General features: G+C 71.6%; 21 protein-coding genes. 15 read left to right on the top strand and 6 right to left on the bottom strand.

Annotated elements, in window-relative coordinates:
• The 3 genes from K7G60_RS22315 to K7G60_RS22305 all read right to left on the bottom strand — a co-directional run.
• A partial coding sequence (locus K7G60_RS22315; RefSeq protein WP_225802708.1) for a HAMP domain-containing protein occupies positions 1-472 on the bottom strand: 472 nt, incomplete at its 3' end.
• A complete protein-coding gene (locus K7G60_RS22310; protein ID WP_225802707.1) occupies positions 465-1,154 on the bottom strand; it encodes a response regulator transcription factor in 690 nt (229 codons plus the stop codon). The genes K7G60_RS22310 and K7G60_RS22315, both read right to left, overlap by 8 nt.
• A gap of 68 nt (positions 1,155-1,222) precedes the next feature.
• A complete protein-coding gene (locus K7G60_RS22305; RefSeq protein WP_225802706.1) occupies positions 1,223-1,927 on the bottom strand; it encodes a VanZ family protein in 705 nt (234 codons plus the stop codon).
• Between the two features lie 212 nt (positions 1,928-2,139).
• Between K7G60_RS22305 and K7G60_RS22300 the strand changes: the two genes are divergently transcribed.
• Together K7G60_RS22300 and K7G60_RS22295 are read left to right on the top strand one after the other, a co-directional pair.
• Complete coding sequence (locus K7G60_RS22300; RefSeq protein ID WP_225802705.1) at positions 2,140-2,406, top strand: GlsB/YeaQ/YmgE family stress response membrane protein; 267 nt, start codon at positions 2,140-2,142, stop codon at positions 2,404-2,406.
• Between the two features lie 305 nt (positions 2,407-2,711).
• Positions 2,712-2,885, top strand: a complete 174-nt coding sequence (locus K7G60_RS22295) for a CsbD family protein (RefSeq protein WP_225802704.1) — start codon at positions 2,712-2,714, stop codon at positions 2,883-2,885.
• 81 nt (positions 2,886-2,966) lie between these two features.
• On the opposite strand, the gene K7G60_RS22290 is transcribed toward K7G60_RS22295, so the two are convergent.
• The gene (locus K7G60_RS22290; protein ID WP_225802703.1) at positions 2,967-4,064 is read right to left on the bottom strand and encodes an SRPBCC family protein; all 1,098 of its coding nucleotides are present in this window, start codon (positions 4,062-4,064) and stop codon (positions 2,967-2,969) included.
• Positions 4,065-4,068: 4 nt separating this feature from the next.
• Positions 4,069-5,025 carry a histone protein gene (locus tag K7G60_RS22285; protein WP_225802702.1) on the bottom strand — a complete coding sequence of 319 codons (957 nt, stop codon included), beginning with the start codon at positions 5,023-5,025 and terminating at the stop codon, positions 4,069-4,071.
• A gap of 201 nt (positions 5,026-5,226) precedes the next feature.
• On the opposite strand from K7G60_RS22285, the gene K7G60_RS22280 reads away from it, so the two are divergent.
• The 10 genes from K7G60_RS22280 (at position 5,227) to K7G60_RS22235 (ending at position 10,071) form a co-directional block, all read left to right on the top strand.
• Complete coding sequence (locus K7G60_RS22280; protein WP_225802701.1) at positions 5,227-5,589, top strand: gas vesicle protein; 363 nt, start codon at positions 5,227-5,229, stop codon at positions 5,587-5,589.
• 27 nt (positions 5,590-5,616) lie between these two features.
• Positions 5,617-6,075, top strand: a complete 459-nt coding sequence (locus K7G60_RS22275) for a gas vesicle structural protein GvpA (RefSeq protein ID WP_225802700.1) — start codon at positions 5,617-5,619, stop codon at positions 6,073-6,075.
• Between the two features lie 2 nt (positions 6,076-6,077).
• A complete protein-coding gene (locus K7G60_RS22270) occupies positions 6,078-6,791 on the top strand; it encodes a GvpL/GvpF family gas vesicle protein (protein ID WP_225802699.1) in 714 nt (237 codons plus the stop codon).
• A 46-nt stretch (positions 6,792-6,837) separates the two neighbouring features.
• Positions 6,838-7,086: a gas vesicle protein GvpG gene (locus tag K7G60_RS22265; protein WP_225802698.1), complete on the top strand. Its 249-nt coding sequence runs from the start codon at positions 6,838-6,840 to the stop codon at positions 7,084-7,086.
• Between the two features lie 94 nt (positions 7,087-7,180).
• The gene (locus K7G60_RS22260; protein WP_374115661.1) at positions 7,181-7,660 is read left to right on the top strand and encodes a gas vesicle protein; all 480 of its coding nucleotides are present in this window, start codon (positions 7,181-7,183) and stop codon (positions 7,658-7,660) included.
• Complete coding sequence (locus K7G60_RS22255; protein ID WP_225802697.1) at positions 7,657-8,526, top strand: GvpL/GvpF family gas vesicle protein; 870 nt, start codon at positions 7,657-7,659, stop codon at positions 8,524-8,526. The genes K7G60_RS22260 and K7G60_RS22255 overlap by 4 nt, the downstream gene beginning before the upstream one ends.
• Positions 8,513-8,749 carry a gas vesicle protein gene (locus tag K7G60_RS22250; RefSeq protein WP_225802696.1) on the top strand — a complete coding sequence of 79 codons (237 nt, stop codon included), beginning with the start codon at positions 8,513-8,515 and terminating at the stop codon, positions 8,747-8,749. The genes K7G60_RS22255 and K7G60_RS22250 overlap by 14 nt, the downstream gene beginning before the upstream one ends.
• Positions 8,739-9,128 carry a gas vesicle protein K gene (locus K7G60_RS22245; RefSeq protein ID WP_225802695.1) on the top strand — a complete coding sequence of 130 codons (390 nt, stop codon included), beginning with the start codon at positions 8,739-8,741 and terminating at the stop codon, positions 9,126-9,128. The genes K7G60_RS22250 and K7G60_RS22245 overlap by 11 nt, the downstream gene beginning before the upstream one ends.
• A 104-nt stretch (positions 9,129-9,232) precedes the next feature.
• Complete coding sequence (locus K7G60_RS22240; protein ID WP_225802694.1) at positions 9,233-9,562, top strand: helix-turn-helix domain-containing protein; 330 nt, start codon at positions 9,233-9,235, stop codon at positions 9,560-9,562.
• A 32-nt stretch (positions 9,563-9,594) separates the two neighbouring features.
• Positions 9,595-10,071 (top strand): STAS domain-containing protein, encoded by a 477-nt coding sequence (locus tag K7G60_RS22235; protein ID WP_225802693.1) that lies wholly within the window; start codon positions 9,595-9,597, stop codon positions 10,069-10,071.
• A 213-nt stretch (positions 10,072-10,284) separates the two neighbouring features.
• Here K7G60_RS22235 and K7G60_RS22230 read toward each other — a convergent pair whose 3' ends face one another.
• A complete protein-coding gene (locus K7G60_RS22230) occupies positions 10,285-10,677 on the bottom strand; it encodes a hypothetical protein (protein ID WP_225802692.1) in 393 nt (130 codons plus the stop codon).
• Between the two features lie 303 nt (positions 10,678-10,980).
• Between K7G60_RS22230 and K7G60_RS22225 the strand changes: the two genes are divergently transcribed.
• The 3 genes from K7G60_RS22225 (at position 10,981) to K7G60_RS22215 (ending at position 14,269) form a co-directional block, all read left to right on the top strand.
• Positions 10,981-11,205: a DUF6458 family protein gene (locus K7G60_RS22225; RefSeq protein WP_225802691.1), complete on the top strand. Its 225-nt coding sequence runs from the start codon at positions 10,981-10,983 to the stop codon at positions 11,203-11,205.
• A gap of 216 nt (positions 11,206-11,421) precedes the next feature.
• Positions 11,422-13,557, top strand: a complete 2,136-nt coding sequence (locus K7G60_RS22220) for a PP2C family protein-serine/threonine phosphatase (RefSeq protein ID WP_225802690.1) — start codon at positions 11,422-11,424, stop codon at positions 13,555-13,557.
• A gap of 88 nt (positions 13,558-13,645) precedes the next feature.
• Complete coding sequence (locus tag K7G60_RS22215; protein ID WP_225802689.1) at positions 13,646-14,269, top strand: flavodoxin family protein; 624 nt, start codon at positions 13,646-13,648, stop codon at positions 14,267-14,269.
• The last annotated feature ends 1 nt before the right edge of the window (position 14,270 follow it).

Here is a 14,270-nt window from a genome sequence, read left to right as displayed (position 1 = left end):
AGACGGCCAGGGGGGTGCGCAGTTCGTGGGAGGCGTTCGCGGCGAACCTCTGCTGCTCGGCGACGTGCGACCCGAGCCGTTCGAGCATGGTGTCGAACGTGTCGGCGAGTTCCCTGAACTCGTCCTGGCGGCCTTCCATGCGGATCCGGTGGGACAGCGATCCGCTCCCCGCGGTCCGTGCAGCGGCCGTGATCCGCGTGAGCGGCGCGAGCATCCGGCCGGCGAGGAGCCATCCTCCGACCAGGCCGAAGACGAACAGGAAGGCCATCGCCACGGCCGCGGCGGGGGCGAAGGTGCGCACCAGGAGGTAGCGGTTGGGCGAGACCCCGAGAAGGCCCTGTGAATTGTCCGGTACGTAACGCAGCAGGAACCCCCAGACCACGGCCAGCAGGAGAGCACCGGCGACGGTGAGGAACCCGGCGTAGCTGAGGGTGAGCTTCAGCCGGACGCTGAGCCCCCGACGTCTAGGCATGCGCGTTTCCGGGGTGCGGGCCGCCCGCGTCGACGCGGTAGCCGACACCCGGCACCGTGGCGATGATCCACGGCTCGCCGAGCCGTTTGCGCAAGGCGGAGACGGTGATGCGGACGGCGTTGGTGAAGGGGTCGGCGTGCTCGTCCCAGGCCCGTGCCAGCAGCTCTTCGGTGCTGACGACCCCGCCTTCGGCGGCGACGAGGACTTCCAGCACGGCGAACTGCTTGCGGGTGAGCGCGACGTAACGCCCGTCGCGGAAGACCTCCCGGCGGAAGGGATCGACGCGCAGGCCCGCGATCTCGCGGACCGGAGGCCGGGCGTACGCGCGCCTGCGGTCCAGCGCCCGCAGCCGCAGGACGAGCTCCCGCAGCTCGAACGGTTTGGTGAGGTAGTCGTCGGCGCCGAGCCCGAAGCCGGAGGCCTTGTCGTCTATGCGGTCGGCGGCGGTGAGCATGAGGATCGGGATGCCGCTGCCGGAGGCGACGATGCGCCGGGCGACCTCGTCGCCGGAGGGGCCGGGGATGTCCCGGTCGAGGACCGCGAGGTCGTAGGAGTTGACGCCGAGCAGCTCCAGGGCGGAGTCGCCGTCGCCGGCGATGTCGGCGGCGATCGCCTCCAGCCGCAGACCGTCCCGTACGGCTTCGGCCAGGTAGGGCTCGTCCTCCACGATCAGTACGCGCATGGCTGAAGCCTAGGCACCCCCGCATATCGTCGGCGTATGCGGGGACGCGTGACCGCCGGGTCCGCGACTCAGCCCACCGGCGCCGGAGCGGGGCCGGGCCGTTCCGCCGGAGCGGCCGCCGGAGTGCGCCACCAGCGGCGCGACGCCAGTGCGGCCAGTACGGCGCCGGCGGCGTTGACCAGGACGTCGTCCACGGAGGACACCCGGTCGAGCCGCAGGACGTACTGCGCGGTCTCCACCAGGACCGAGCAGCCCGCCCCGAGCGCCAGGATCCTCGGCACCGACGCCACCGCCCCGAACCGCACCGGCGCGAAGAACCCCAGGGACGCGAAGACCAGCAGGTTGCCGGCGATCCCGAGGGGCCCCATCGTGACCAGGTCCCGCAGTGGCACCAGGCTCAGCCGGCCGGGGACGGTGCCGGCCCCGGCGCCCGGCATCATGGTCATCCACAGGAACGGCAGAGTCCCGTGCACCATCCCCACCTCGGCCAGCGACGTCCGCCACGCCGACGCGACACCGGCGGCACGCCGACGGCGCGCCAGGGCCCACGCCACCAGAACGGCCGGGGGCAGTGCGGCCAGGGTGACGAGCACGACCCCGTTGAACGTGTCCAGACAGCCGTGCCACCGCCCGGCCAGGCACCTCGGCGCGGACATCAGGAGCGGCCTCCGCACGAGGAACAGGGCGCTCGCCGTGCCGAGGGCCGCCAGGCCGAGGAGCACGGTCCTGCGCGTGCGGCGGGACGGTGCGGGCGGGGACGCGTCGTGGTTCATGCCCCCATTGGAGACGGCGGGCGGTTGCGGTGGCGTATGCGGTTTTCGATACGCCGGCGATACGCGGACGAGCGCGGCCCGCCCTCCGGTCGCCGCTAGCGGTGCTCCCGGGCATTCGTTGACGCTTCAGATTTATGCGGCTTCCATGTTTGGCATCGGCTGGGCTGCGCAGAGGGATTACAGAAGATTGGCGCCCTGACAAGAGGAACCCCATGGGAATCATCGGCTGGATCCTGCTGGGCCTGCTCGCCGGAATCATCGCGAAAGCCTTGATGCCGGGCCGGGACCCCGGCGGCTGCATCGTGACGATACTGATCGGAATCGCCGGCGCCCTCCTGGGAGGGTGGCTCGGGAAGGTCATTTTCGACGTCGAGTCCGTTGACGGATTCTTCGAGCTTTCCACCTGGATCGCCGCCATCGTCGGATCCCTCATCCTCCTGATCATCTACCGGCTCGTGCTCGGCAGAAGGCGCTCGTGAGGCCGCCGTGGGCCGGAGATGGCATCGTCGGAAGTGGGGCCGTCGCCGCGGGCTCGCCCACTGGACGCCGCGCGCCGTGATGTGCCGCGGTGCCGTCCGGACGACGAGGTGGGGCATGAAGGTGACGGTGCGCGGCGGTCGGTGGATGGCCGGCCGGATGGTGCGCACCGCCTTCCGGGCCGCGCTGCCGAGCCGGCTCCGGCTGGAGGCGTGGTCGCCTCTGGGGGCGTCCTGAACCGGGGCAGGCCGAGAAAAGCCGATCAGGGGATCCGAGAAGTCGAGAAGAGTGCCGGAGGTGAACAGGAATGGCCGCTGGAAAGAAGGCCAAGAACGTCGGAAAGGGAATGAAGGGCAAGGTGAAGGAGACCACCGGTAAGGCCGTCGGCAACGAGAGCCTGGAGGCCAAGGGCAAGCTCGAGCAGGCGGCTGCGGACGCCAAGCAGACCGGGCAGAAGGCCAAGGACACGATGAAGGACTGAATGCCCGGCGAAGGAGTCGGTGAATCGGTGAAGAAGGAGGCTGTCGCCCGTCGAGGGCGACAGCCTCCTTCTCTTCGCTCTTCAGCGCCGCGCCCGGCTGCCGGCGCCGGCCTCCTCCTCTTCCCCCTCTTCCTCTTCCCAGTCGCCGTCGTCCTCCTCTTCGCCTTGGTACTCACCTTCTTCGTCTTCGTCCTCGTATGCGTACTCCCCCTCGTCCTCGCCGTCGTTCCCTTCCTCTTCTCCGCCCTCTTCCTCGTCGTACTCCTCGTCCTCGTACTCCTCCGGCTGGTCCTGCGAGGACTCCTCCTCCTCGTCCTGCGAGGGCTCCTCGTCCTGGTCCTGGTCCTGCGAGGACTCCTCCTCCTCGACGACTTCCTCGTGGCTGCGCACCACCTCGCCGTCGCGGATCTCACCCCGCCAGCCGTCCGGTTCCTCCTGGGAGAGGGTCACGTGACGGGCGAAGTGCTTGAGGTCCAGGCGCAGCCGCCTCCCCTGGGCGCGCCAGATGTTGCCCGTCTTCTCGAAGAGGCCGGAGGGGTAGTACTCGACGATCACGAGCACGCGGGTGAGCGCCGGAGCCAGTTCGTGGAAGCTGACACATCCCCGCGTGGTGCCTTTGGGGCCGTCGGAACTCCACATGATGCGTTCGTCCGGCACCTGCTCCTGGACGCTGGCCTTCCAGCTGCGTGTGGACGGGCCGACCTTGACCTTCCAGTCGGAGGTGGTGTCGTCGCCCTGGGAGACACTGCGCACCCCCTTGGCGAACGTGCTGAAGTCCTCGTACTGCGTCCACTGGTCGTAGGCGGTGCGCAGCGGGACGCCGATGTCGATCGACTCACAGATGTGCGTCGGTTTGGATCCGCTCTTGCGGGACCTGCCTCCCTTTTTGCCGAGCAGCCCGCCGCCGATGTCCTTGACCTTGTCCTTGACGCTGTCGAGGGTGTTGCCCGCGACGGCCTTCAGGGGCGAGTCGCCCTGGAGGAGACGGCCGCCGATGCCGGCGAGCGATCCCCCGTTCTCCGCCACCTCGGAGAGCTGGTCGGTGAGGTTCCCCACTTTGTCCACGGCCTTGTCGGCCAGGCGGTCCGCCTGCGCCCGCAGGTAGTCGCCGACTTCCTCGAACAGCTGGTCCATGGGGGAGGAGGAGTTCGGCGCCGAGCGTTCACGATCGGTGGCCATGGTGCTACCTCCGCGTAGACGGCTTGCGCGCCGTCGTCTTCTTCGCCGACGTGGTCTTCCTGGCGCCGCCCGCCGACTTGCGCGCGGTGGCCTTCTTCGCCGTGGTCTTCTTCGCCGCCGCCTTCTTGGCGGGTGGCCGGGACGAGGCGGTCTTCTTCGCCGCGGTACGGCTTCCGGTGGAGGTGGTCTTCTTCGCCGGTGCCTTCTTCGCCGTGGTGCCTCCGCGTGAGGACGCGGTCTTCTTCGCCGGCGCGGTCTTCTTCGCCGTGCCCCGGCTCCCGGCCGAGGCGGTCTTCTTCGCCGCGGTCTTCCTGGCGGCCGGTTCCGGCTTCTTCTCGGCGCTCTTGCGGGGCGCGGAGCGGCGGGCGGGGGCGCTGCGGCCCGTCGTGGAGCTCCGTGAGCTCTCGCGGCGAGACCGCTTCGGGGGCGCCTCGTCCTCCTGCTCGTCCTCGGGCTCCTGGTCCTCCTCCGGTTCTTCTTCCTCCTCCTCGTCGTAGGGTTCCTCTTCCTCTTCTTCCTCTTCCTCCTCTCCCCGTGCCTCGTCCGGGCCCGCTTCCTCGTCCTCGTAGGGCTCCTCGTCGAGGTCCTCGTCCTCGTACGGCTCCTCGTCCTCGTATTCCTCGCCCTCCTCCTCGGGCTCCTCGCCGCCGCGATTGAGGCCGAGCGTGCGCTGGTGGATGGAGTCGGCCAGGCCGGAGAGCTGGCGGTTGGCGGCCGCGGTGAGGGCCTTGCGGCCCGCTTGGAGGGCTTCGCCGCGGAGCTGCTGGCCGAGTTCGGCGGTCTGGGGCATCTCCCCGATTTTCCGCAGTCCCTGTGTCAGGAGCTGACCGGGCTGGAGATCGAGTTTGCGGCCCGCGATGTAGGTCGCGAGCGACAGGGCCATGCGACCCTTCTTCGCTCGCCCCAGTACGTAGCCTCCCGCAACGGCGGCTGCCAGGGCGATCTTGGTCGTGTCCTCCATCAGCCTCGTCCTTCCCGGGTGAGGGGTGGTCGACGTCAGGTGACGGTCGGCCCCGACGCTCGGGGCCTCATCTGGTGGGTGCTCGACACGGCTCCGGATATGCGGCGATATGTGAAGAAAATTCTTTTCAGGTGGAGTGGAGGCGGATCTCCGGGGGGAGACGTGTGGGTCAGGGGGAAGTCCGGTTCACGAGGGAATCAGATGACCACACCGGAACCAGAACGCCGCCGACGCCGCCCCGCACGGGACGACGACACACAACGGCCCACCAGGCCCGCGCGCAAGGCGGCCGGCTCCCGCAGACAGGGCGCGGCGGCGGCGCTGCGGGCCGCGGCCGAGCAGCTCTCGGAGCTGCTCGGCAGGCCCCCGGAGTCGGTGTCCTCCCTGCAGCCCACGGACGAGGGCTGGGAGGCGGTGGTGGAGGTGGTCGAGCTCGAACGCATCCCGGATACCACCAGCGTCATGGGCAGCTACCGGGTCGAGCTGGACGCGTCCGGCGAGCTGATCTCCTACGAACGCACCCGGCGGTACAGCCGGGGCATGATCGACCGGCCCGGCCGCTGAGACGGCCGGACCGCGAAGGGAAACGCCATGACCGTGATGCCGCAGGGAGCCAGCGGAAGCCCCGCCCGCGGCGGCCAAGGGGGTACGAGCAGCCTCTACGACGTCCTGGAACTCATCCTCGACCGCGGGCTGGTCATCGACGCGTTCGTACGCGTCTCCCTGGTCGGAATCGAGATCCTCAAGATCGACGTCCGGGTGGTCGTGGCCAGCGTCGACACGTACCTCCGCTTCGCGGAGGCGTGCAACCGCCTCGACCTGGAATCCGGCCGCAAGGCGCCCACCCAGCTGCCGGACATGATGGACAAGATGGTGGAGGGCGGCAGCAAGGGCAAGACCAAGGGCGCCCTCAGCGGTGCGATGGAGGCCGTCACCCAGTCGCTGTCCGGCCGGGGGGACGAGGACGAGGACGAGGGTGACGAAGAGGAGCAGGAGGCTCCTCGGCGCCGGAAGCCGGTGCGGCGGACGGCGCGACGCGAGAGGGAATGACCATGGCCGTCTACGTCTACGCGGTGACCACGCGCGAGCACCCCTGCCGGGTCGAGGGAATGACGGGGGTCGGATCCGAGGGGGCGGCGGTGCGGGTCCTGTCCACGGAGGCGCTGCGCGCCGTGGTGAGCGACATCGAGGGGGAGATCCGTCCGAAGCGGCGGGACGTGGTCGCCCACCAGGCGGTCCAGGACCGCCTGATCGCGGACGGGACCCAGCTGCCGCTGCGGTTCGGCTACACCGCCCCCGACGACGACGCCGTCCTGCGGGTGCTCGACGAGAAGGAGGACTTCTACCGTGCGGAACTGGAGCGCGTCGCCGACTGCGCCGAGTACCACGTGAAGGCCTCCCGGGCGGAGGACCTCCTCCTCCGGGAGATCCTCGAGGACCTGCCCGAGGCGCGTCGGCTCAACGAGGAGATCCGCCAGGGCTCCGAGGATCCCCGGCTGCCCGTGGAACTCGGACGCATGGTCGCCGAAGAGGTCGAGCAGCGCCGCGCGAACGCGGCCGAGGAGCTGATCGGGTCCCTGGCATCCCTGGGACGGGAGTACGTCGTCCACCCCGTCGGCGGCGACGACTTCCTCGCCCTGTCCCTGCTCGTCCGACAGGACGACGAGGGCGCTCTGAAGACCCTCCGCGAACACGCGGGGGACCGCGGCGACGGCGTCGAGGTCCGGCTGACCGGGCCGCTGCCTCCCTACAGCTTCATGTCGTAGGGCCCGCCGGCGACCGCCCGGAGGGAGCGAGGGAGGAGGAAGCGCGATGGGCCTGCTGGGAAAACTCGTCACTCTGCCGCTGGCCCCGGTCCGCACCGCGGTGTGGGCCGCCCAGCGCGTCGCGGAGAAGGCGGAGGCCGAGTACTACGACCCGGCACCGGTCCTGGCCCGGCTCGCCGAACTGGAACGCCGACTGACGGCGGGCGAGATCGACGAGGAGACCTTCGACCGCGAGGAAGACCTGCTGATCGACCGTCTCGAGGAGATCGACAGGTACCGCAGGGGCGGCCGCTGACCGGGCGACCCCGATTCGAGTTCCGTGACCGCGGCCGTCCGGCAGGACCGGACCGACGGGCGGGGCGACGGCAGACAATGGGAGGCGAACCTTCGTGACCGACCACCTCGCCCGCAGGTTCGGTGCCGATCCGCCGATGGCCGGTTATCCGCCGAGCTCCGCAAGCAGTCTCGCCGACATCCTCGAGCGGGTCCTGGACAAGGGCATCGTCATCGCCGGCGACATCCGCATCAACCTGCTCGACATCGAACTCCTCACCATCAAACTGCGCATCCTGATCGCCTCCGTGGACAAGGCCAAGGAGATGGGCATCGACTGGTGGGAGCACGATCCGTCCCTCTCCTCCCGCCACGATCCGTCCCGTCTCGACTCCTCCCGGCGCGACGACACCTCGCTCGCCGCCGAGAACCGGCGCCTGCGGGAGGAGATCGAGCGGCTGCGCCGCGACGGCCTCGCGGCCGGGTCCGGTCCGGCCCCCGACGCGGTCGGCGGCGAGGAGGAGACCGGCGAGGAGGAGACCGAGGGCGAGGCACGCCCGGCCCGCCGCACGACGAAGCGGAGGACCGGGACATGAACGGACCCGCCGCGGCGACGCTCACCTACGTCTACGCCGTCACGCCCCCGACGCCGGCCCTGGACGACGTCCTGCCCACCCTCACCGGGGTGGCCGGCAGCAGGGTCACCCTCCTCACCCCCGTCCCCGACGATGCCGGGCCGGTCGCCTTCGCCATCAGCGACGTCCCCCGCGCCGACTTCGAGGAGGAGGTGCTCCCCGCCCGCTTCGAGGACCTGCGCTGGCTGGAGGAGACCGCGCGCGCCCACCACCGCGTCATCGAGACCCTCGCCGCCCGCACCACCGTCCTGCCCCTGCGCATGGCCACCCTCTACCAGGACCACACCCGCGCCCTGCGGGCCCTGCAGCCCCAGAGCCAGGAGTTCGCCACCCAGCTGGCCCGGCTCGCCGCCCACACCGAGTACGGCGTCAAGATCTACGTACGCCCCGCGACCACCGCCCCGGACACCGGGGCGGCCGCTCCGTCCGCCGGTCCCGGCAAGGCCTACCTGCAGGCCCGCCGGGCGCAGCGCGACGCCCACGAGGACCACTACCGGCAGGCCAGGACGGCGGCCGACCGGATCACCGGGATCGCCCGGCAGCACGCGGCCGAGCACGTCGCCCATCCACCGCAGAGCGGCCCCCTGACCGCCGCTTCGGTCGGGGAGAACGTGGTCAACGCCGCCTTCCTGGTGCCCGACGCCGAAGCCGACGCCTTCCGCAGGGCGATCCAGGCCGCGGCGGAGGACCTCCCCGGAATCCTGCTCGAAATGACCGGTCCCTGGGCCCCGTACTCGTTCACCGCCCTTCCCCCGCCCCCTGAGTCCCCGACTCCAGGGTTTCCGACCCCCGAGCCCCCGCCCGGTCCCGCCCATGAGCCCCGCTGACCGCAACGAGCCCGCCCTGCCGGGCCGGCAGGTCGCACTCGTCGACCTCCTCGACCGACTGCTCGCCGGCGGCGTCGTCATCACCGGCGACATCGTCCTGTCCATCGCGGACATCGACCTCGTCAGGATCTCCCTCCGCGCCCTCGTCAGCTCCGTCACCGAGACCGACACCGGAGTCCTACGGCCGGTTTGGCGGGACGGAGGTGGGCCCGATGAGCCGTGAAACGCCCGACGTGCGGGCCGTCGGCGAGGCGATGGCCGATGCCGTACGGCTCCTGCCCGCGCTGCCGGCCGACACCGGCGCCGCCGCCCGGCAGCCGCCCGCGCGGCGGATCCGCACCGGCTCGGACACGGTCGAGGAGGACCTGGTCAAGCTGGTCCTGACCGTGGTCGAACTCCTCCGCCAGCTCATCGAGCGGCAGGCCCTGCGCCGTGTCGACGCCGGCGGCCTCACCGAGAGCCAGGAGGAGGAACTCGGCGCGACCCTGCTGGCCCTCCACGACCGCATGACCGAACTGTGCGCCCAGCACGGCTTCAGCCTGGACGACCTCAACCTCGACCTCGGCCCCCTCGGCCCCCTGCTCCCGCCTCCCGGCTCCTAGGCCCACGTCCTGTGAGGCGCCGCCGTCGGCGGGAAGGGATCCGGGGCGTATCGGAAGACGGAATCAGGTATGGCAAAACCGGAATCACGGTTCATAATGGATGCGTGTCGGAGCAGCGGCGTGCGCCACGGACGAGCTGGACGTTCCTGACCCATCACGCCCGGGTGCTTGTCATGATCTCGCGCGACGCCGAGGTGCGTCTGCGTGATCTCGCCGTGGGGTGCGGCGTGACCGAGCGGGCCGTGCAGGCCATCGTGAACGATCTGGAGGGTGCCGGTTACCTGACCCGTTCCCGGCGCGGGCGGCGCAACCACTACCAGGTCGCCCGCCACGCGCTCTTCCGTCATCCCGCGGAGGCCCGGTATGAGATCGCCGACTTCCTGGACCTGTTCGCCGGCCTGCCGCCGCCTCCCGACGCCCCTTCCCCTCCCTGACCTTGCCTGCCGATCCGAAGGCGGTGAGTTCCATGACCGGGAACCGGAAGACCGGAGCCGGACGGAGCGCCCCCGATCCGGGTGCGGTCCCCACGGTGGGCGGCGGCCTCCCGCGTGCGGTCTACGGAGCGAAGTCCGGCCATGCCCGGGTGCGACGCGAGAACACCGGCTCGTCGGCCACGTGGCTGCTCAGTGCGAGCGGGGAATTCGACGTCGACACGATCGACTGCCTGCGTGACGCCCTGGCCGCTGCCGAGCAGGCCCATGCCGAGCGCATCCTGCTCGACCTCGCCGACGTCGTCTTCGGCGACTCCACGTTTCTGCACGAACTCGTCCGGGCACACCGCAAGGCTCCCCGGCTCGTCCTCGTCGGACCGCTGCCCAGTCAGATCCGCCGGCTGTTCGAGCTGACGGGCACTTACCGCCTCTTCCGCATCGCCATGGACGGCGACGGCGCCCCCACGCCCGATGTGGTGCCTCCTGACGCTTCCGCGGCCGGCACGGCTTGACGCGAGCACGGGGTGATCCTCCGCCGGAGGCGCTTCCCCGCGCGGGTCGCCCCTCGGCCATAAATCGGCCTCCTCGGCTCGGCGCCGCATGGAGCGGCTGTCGCCGAGCCCTCGCGGCTTGCCGGGGGCGCCCCGGTGCCCGGTCCGAACCCCGGCAGCCCAAGAGCGGCCGGACGGCGGTGAAGCCCTCGCCTTTCCGGCACGGGCGGCAGGCTACGCCCGCTCCAGAAACTTGACCACGTGGTCCAGGTCGCCGGGCATGACCGCGATCAGGACCTGTCCGTCGGACGATTCGCACTCCACGATCCGGGATCCCGGATTGATTGCCACCGCTTCACGGAGTGAGGGCGAGCGCACCCCGGTCTGACGCAGATCGGCCGGCAGGGCGGCTTCCCGCCTGCCCAGGGAGGGCTTCCAGACGAGGGGACCGGCACCGATCAGCAGGCGCCCGGCCCTCCATCGAGAGCCCTGAGCGGACCACTTGAGCATGCAAGGCACCCCGGCCGGCTCCCCGTCGGCCGTCGCGGTGGACCTCTGCCGCTGCTTCCGGCTCATCATCCACCCGACGAGGGCTGCGGCGGCCACGAAAAACACCAGTTCGAGCACTCTGGCATTCAAGCAGGGGGAACGCGGGCGGAACGCATCACCCCACAGCAGGGCCCCGGTGCCGGGCACCGTCGGGTGGAGACGGTCGACGCCGAGGGCGTCTGGGCGCGGGAGAAGAAGTCCCCCGAACCCGACGGCGCGGACCCCCTGCTGATCACCTGGGGGTCACCGCAGGCTCGGACCTGCTGTGCCGGGACGCGTCCGGCGGCGACCCCGCCGCACGGCCGGTCCTGGTGCCGCACGGGGGTGAGAGTCCCGGACCGGGGTACGCGAGCCACATCCGACCCGACAAGGGAGGAAGACATGGGTCTCGGAGCCTGCATCATCCTGATCGCCGTCGGCGCCATACTGACCTTCGCGTCCGACTGGGAGCTCGACGGGGTCGACCTCGACCTGGTGGGGCTGATCCTCATGGCCGTCGGCATCATCGGCACGGCCGTGTACACGAGCATCCTGCGCCGGCGCCGCATGGTCGTCCCCCCGGTCGCTCCCACCGTGACCGACGACGAGCGCCGGGACCTGCTCTGACGCGAGGCCCGGCGGCCGGCGCGGAGACCGGGCGGCGGACGTGCCGGCACCCGCCGTCGCCCGGAGCGGCGATCCGGCATCACGATATTCCGGGCGTATGGTCGATATACGGGCGTGGCGGGACGTTCTCGTCCGCCCGACGGTCGTGACGGCCGGCACCCGCGCAACCGCTCGGACACGTCGCGGGGTACGGGCGGAGAAGGCGAGGTGCGGCGAATGGGCGGACCCGGGGATCCGGACGGGGCCCGGCTGCTGGACGAGACGCTGGCCGACACGGTCCGGCGGACCGGGGCCTCCGCCGGAGCCGTCTACCTGCTCGACGAGGCCACCCGGATCCTGGGCATGACGGCGCTCTGCGGCGTGCCCCTGGAAGTCGCGTGGCCGTGGCAACGGGTGCCGCTGAGCGCGCCCGTCCCGGTGAGCGACGCGGTCCGCGAGAACCGCCTGGTGTGGGTGGGCTCCCAGGACGACATGGTCCGCACCTATCCCCGCGCCGCCGCCGCCCTGCCGTACCGGTTCGCCCTCGCCGCGGCCCCGCTGGCCGGGCGCGACCGCTGTCGGGGAGGGTTCTTCCTCCTCTGGCCCGCCAGTCACCCCGCCCACGCCTCCCGCCGCGAGCGCGGCCACATCGCGTCCGCCGCCCGGCGCATGGCCCGCGTCCTGGACGAGGCCACCGTGCCGCCCTCCGTTCCCGATCAACCCCGCCTCGTCCCGGTCGGCCCGGCCGGCCGCTCGTACGGCGACCGGCAGTCCCAGGCCGCCGCGGACTACGTCGAGCGGCTGCCCGAGGGGGCCCTCGGCATGGACCTGGAGGGCCGGATCACCTTCCTGACCGCGGAGGCGGCGTCGCTGCTCGGCCTCGAAGCCGGGCGGCTGCTGGGCACCCGGCCGTGGCAGTCCCTGCCCTGGCTGGACGACGCGGTGGCCGAGGACCACTACCGCACCGCAGTCATCAGCCGTGATCCCGTCGCCTTCACGTCCTTGCGCCCCCCGTCCACGTGGCTGCGCTTCCAGCTCTACCCGGACGCCAGCGGCATCAGCGTCCGCGTCACCCGCGCCGACGCGGCCGAGCTCGGCGGGCAGTCGGCCGCCGAGGCGGACAGGCCCGCCCCTTCCGGCTCCGCCCGGCCGGGTGCGGCGCAGGCCGGGCGCCTCTACCAGCTGGTCCACCTGGCGGCGGCCCTGACCGAGACGGTGGCCGTCCGCGACGTCGTCGAGCTCGTCGCCGACCAGGTGCTGCCCGCCTTCGGCGCCGACGCTCTGGTGCTGTCCGCCGCCGACGCCGGACGGCTCAGGATCATCGGGCACCACGGATACGCCCGGGAGACGATCGACCGGCTGGACGGCCTGCCGCTCGACACGGACCTCACGCCTGCCGGACAGGTCCTGGCCGACGGAGTCCCGTCGTTCTTCGCCGACCCGGCCGAGATGGCGCGGCGCCACCCCGGGGCGCCGCAGATCAGCGACAAACAGGCCTGGGCGTTCCTGCCGCTGATCGTCTCCGGCCGGCCCGTCGGCTGCTGCATCCTCTCCTACGACCGGCCCCATGAATTCAGCGCCGACGAGCGGGCCGTCCTGACCTCCCTCGCCGGGCTGATCGCCCAGGCCCTGGACCGTGCCCGTCTCTACGACGCCGCCCGGGACCTCGCCCACGGCCTGCAGCAGGCCCTCCTGCCGCACCGGCTGCCCGCCCTGCCCGGCCTGGACACGGCGGCCCGCTACCTCCCGGCCAGTCACGGGATGGACATCGGAGGCGACTTCTACGACGTCATCCGCCTCGACGGCACCACCGCCGCGGCGGTGATCGGCGACGTCCAGGGCCACAGCGCGGCGGCCGCCGCCCTCATGGGGCAGGTCCGCACCGCCGTCCACGCCACCGCCGGGGGGCCGCCCGGGCAGGTCCTCGCCCGCATCAACCACGTCCTGGCCGACCTCGAAACCGATCTCCTCGTCTCCTGCGCGTACGCGCACCTCGACCTCGCCCGCCGGGAAGCCGTCCTGGCCAGCGCTGGCCACCCGCCCCCGCTGCTGCACTCTCCCGGCCGGCCGGCCCGTGTGGTGGAGATCGATCCCGGCCCGCTGCTGGGCATCGACCTCGGCCTCTCCTACCCCGCCACCACGCTGTCCCTCAGCCCCGGCACGACGCTCGCCTTCTACACCGACGGCCTCGTCGAAGCGCCCGGCGTGGATCCGGACCTGATCGCCGGAGACCTGGCCCTCCACCTCGCCGAGCACGGCGGACAGGACCTCGACCGGCTGATCGACACCCTCCTGCGCCGGGCCCGACCCACCGCCCACTACACCGACGACATCGCCGTGCTCCTGCTGCGCACCGCCTCACGGGCCGATTGACGGCTTCCGCCGGGGCCGCGTACATCCGTACGGGGCATTGGTGGGGGATGGGTAGGATTCGTTCCCGCCGTGCGGGTAGCCGGGGGGTATGACTGCCAACGACAAGGCCACGCTCCGCGCCGTCGCGCTCGTGTGCACGCTGTCCCCTTCCCCCGCCGCCTCCAGCTCCCAGCTGCTGGCGGAGCAGGTGCTGGACGCGCTCGCCGACCACGGAGTCACGGGAAGGACCATCCGGATCGCCGACCACGACGTGAAGCCCGGTGTGAAGACCGACATGGGCGGAGGCGACGAATGGCCGGCCATCCGTTCCGCCGTCCTGGACGCCGACATCCTGATCCTGTCCACCCCGATCTGGCTCGGACACCCCTCCAGCCTGGCCCAGCGGGTCCTCGAACGCCTGGACGCCGAGCTCTCGGAGTCCGACGACGAGGGCCGCATGCTCACCTACGGGAAGGTCGCCGCCGTCTGTGTCGTCGGCAACGAGGACGGCGCCCACAAGGTCAGCGCCGATCTCTTCCAGGGCCTCGACGACGTGGGCTTCTCCCTCGCCCCCAATGCCGTCACCTACTGGGTCGGCGAAGCCATGCAGGGCACGGACTACCAGGACCTGGACAAGACCCCCGAGAAGACCGAGGCCACGACGGCGACCCTCGCCGCCAACACCGCCCACCTCGCCCGGCTCCTCCGGGGTGCTCCGTACCCCGCCTCCTGAC

The sequence above is a fragment of the Streptomyces sp. NK15101 genome (assembly GCF_020400725.1).
Lineage (GTDB): Bacteria > Actinomycetota > Actinomycetes > Streptomycetales > Streptomycetaceae > Streptomyces.
Note: the sequence above shows the minus strand (reverse complement) of the source record. Positions and strands in the feature narration are given on the sequence as shown.

Bases quoted from the DNA above. Each gene is read 5' to 3' on its own strand.
- K7G60_RS22310 (WP_225802707.1), bottom strand. From the start codon at position 1,154: ATGCGCGTACTGATCGTGGAGGACGAGCCCTACCTGGCCGAAGCCGTA.
- K7G60_RS22305 (WP_225802706.1), bottom strand. From the start codon at position 1,927: ATGAACCACGACGCGTCCCCGCCCGCACCGTCCCGCCGCACGCGCAGG.
- K7G60_RS22300 (WP_225802705.1), top strand. From the start codon at position 2,140: ATGGGAATCATCGGCTGGATCCTGCTGGGCCTGCTCGCCGGAATCATC.
- K7G60_RS22295 (WP_225802704.1), top strand. From the start codon at position 2,712: ATGGCCGCTGGAAAGAAGGCCAAGAACGTCGGAAAGGGAATGAAGGGC.
- K7G60_RS22290 (WP_225802703.1), bottom strand. From the start codon at position 4,064: ATGGCCACCGATCGTGAACGCTCGGCGCCGAACTCCTCCTCCCCCATG.
- K7G60_RS22285 (WP_225802702.1), bottom strand. From the start codon at position 5,025: ATGGAGGACACGACCAAGATCGCCCTGGCAGCCGCCGTTGCGGGAGGC.
- K7G60_RS22280 (WP_225802701.1), top strand. From the start codon at position 5,227: ATGACCACACCGGAACCAGAACGCCGCCGACGCCGCCCCGCACGGGAC.
- K7G60_RS22275 (WP_225802700.1), top strand. From the start codon at position 5,617: ATGACCGTGATGCCGCAGGGAGCCAGCGGAAGCCCCGCCCGCGGCGGC.
- K7G60_RS22270 (WP_225802699.1), top strand. From the start codon at position 6,078: ATGGCCGTCTACGTCTACGCGGTGACCACGCGCGAGCACCCCTGCCGG.
- K7G60_RS22265 (WP_225802698.1), top strand. From the start codon at position 6,838: ATGGGCCTGCTGGGAAAACTCGTCACTCTGCCGCTGGCCCCGGTCCGC.
- K7G60_RS22255 (WP_225802697.1), top strand. From the start codon at position 7,657: ATGAACGGACCCGCCGCGGCGACGCTCACCTACGTCTACGCCGTCACG.
- K7G60_RS22250 (WP_225802696.1), top strand. From the start codon at position 8,513: ATGAGCCCCGCTGACCGCAACGAGCCCGCCCTGCCGGGCCGGCAGGTC.
- K7G60_RS22245 (WP_225802695.1), top strand. From the start codon at position 8,739: ATGAGCCGTGAAACGCCCGACGTGCGGGCCGTCGGCGAGGCGATGGCC.
- K7G60_RS22235 (WP_225802693.1), top strand. From the start codon at position 9,595: ATGACCGGGAACCGGAAGACCGGAGCCGGACGGAGCGCCCCCGATCCG.
- K7G60_RS22225 (WP_225802691.1), top strand. From the start codon at position 10,981: ATGGGTCTCGGAGCCTGCATCATCCTGATCGCCGTCGGCGCCATACTG.
- K7G60_RS22220 (WP_225802690.1), top strand. From the start codon at position 11,422: ATGGGCGGACCCGGGGATCCGGACGGGGCCCGGCTGCTGGACGAGACG.
- K7G60_RS22215 (WP_225802689.1), top strand. From the start codon at position 13,646: ATGACTGCCAACGACAAGGCCACGCTCCGCGCCGTCGCGCTCGTGTGC.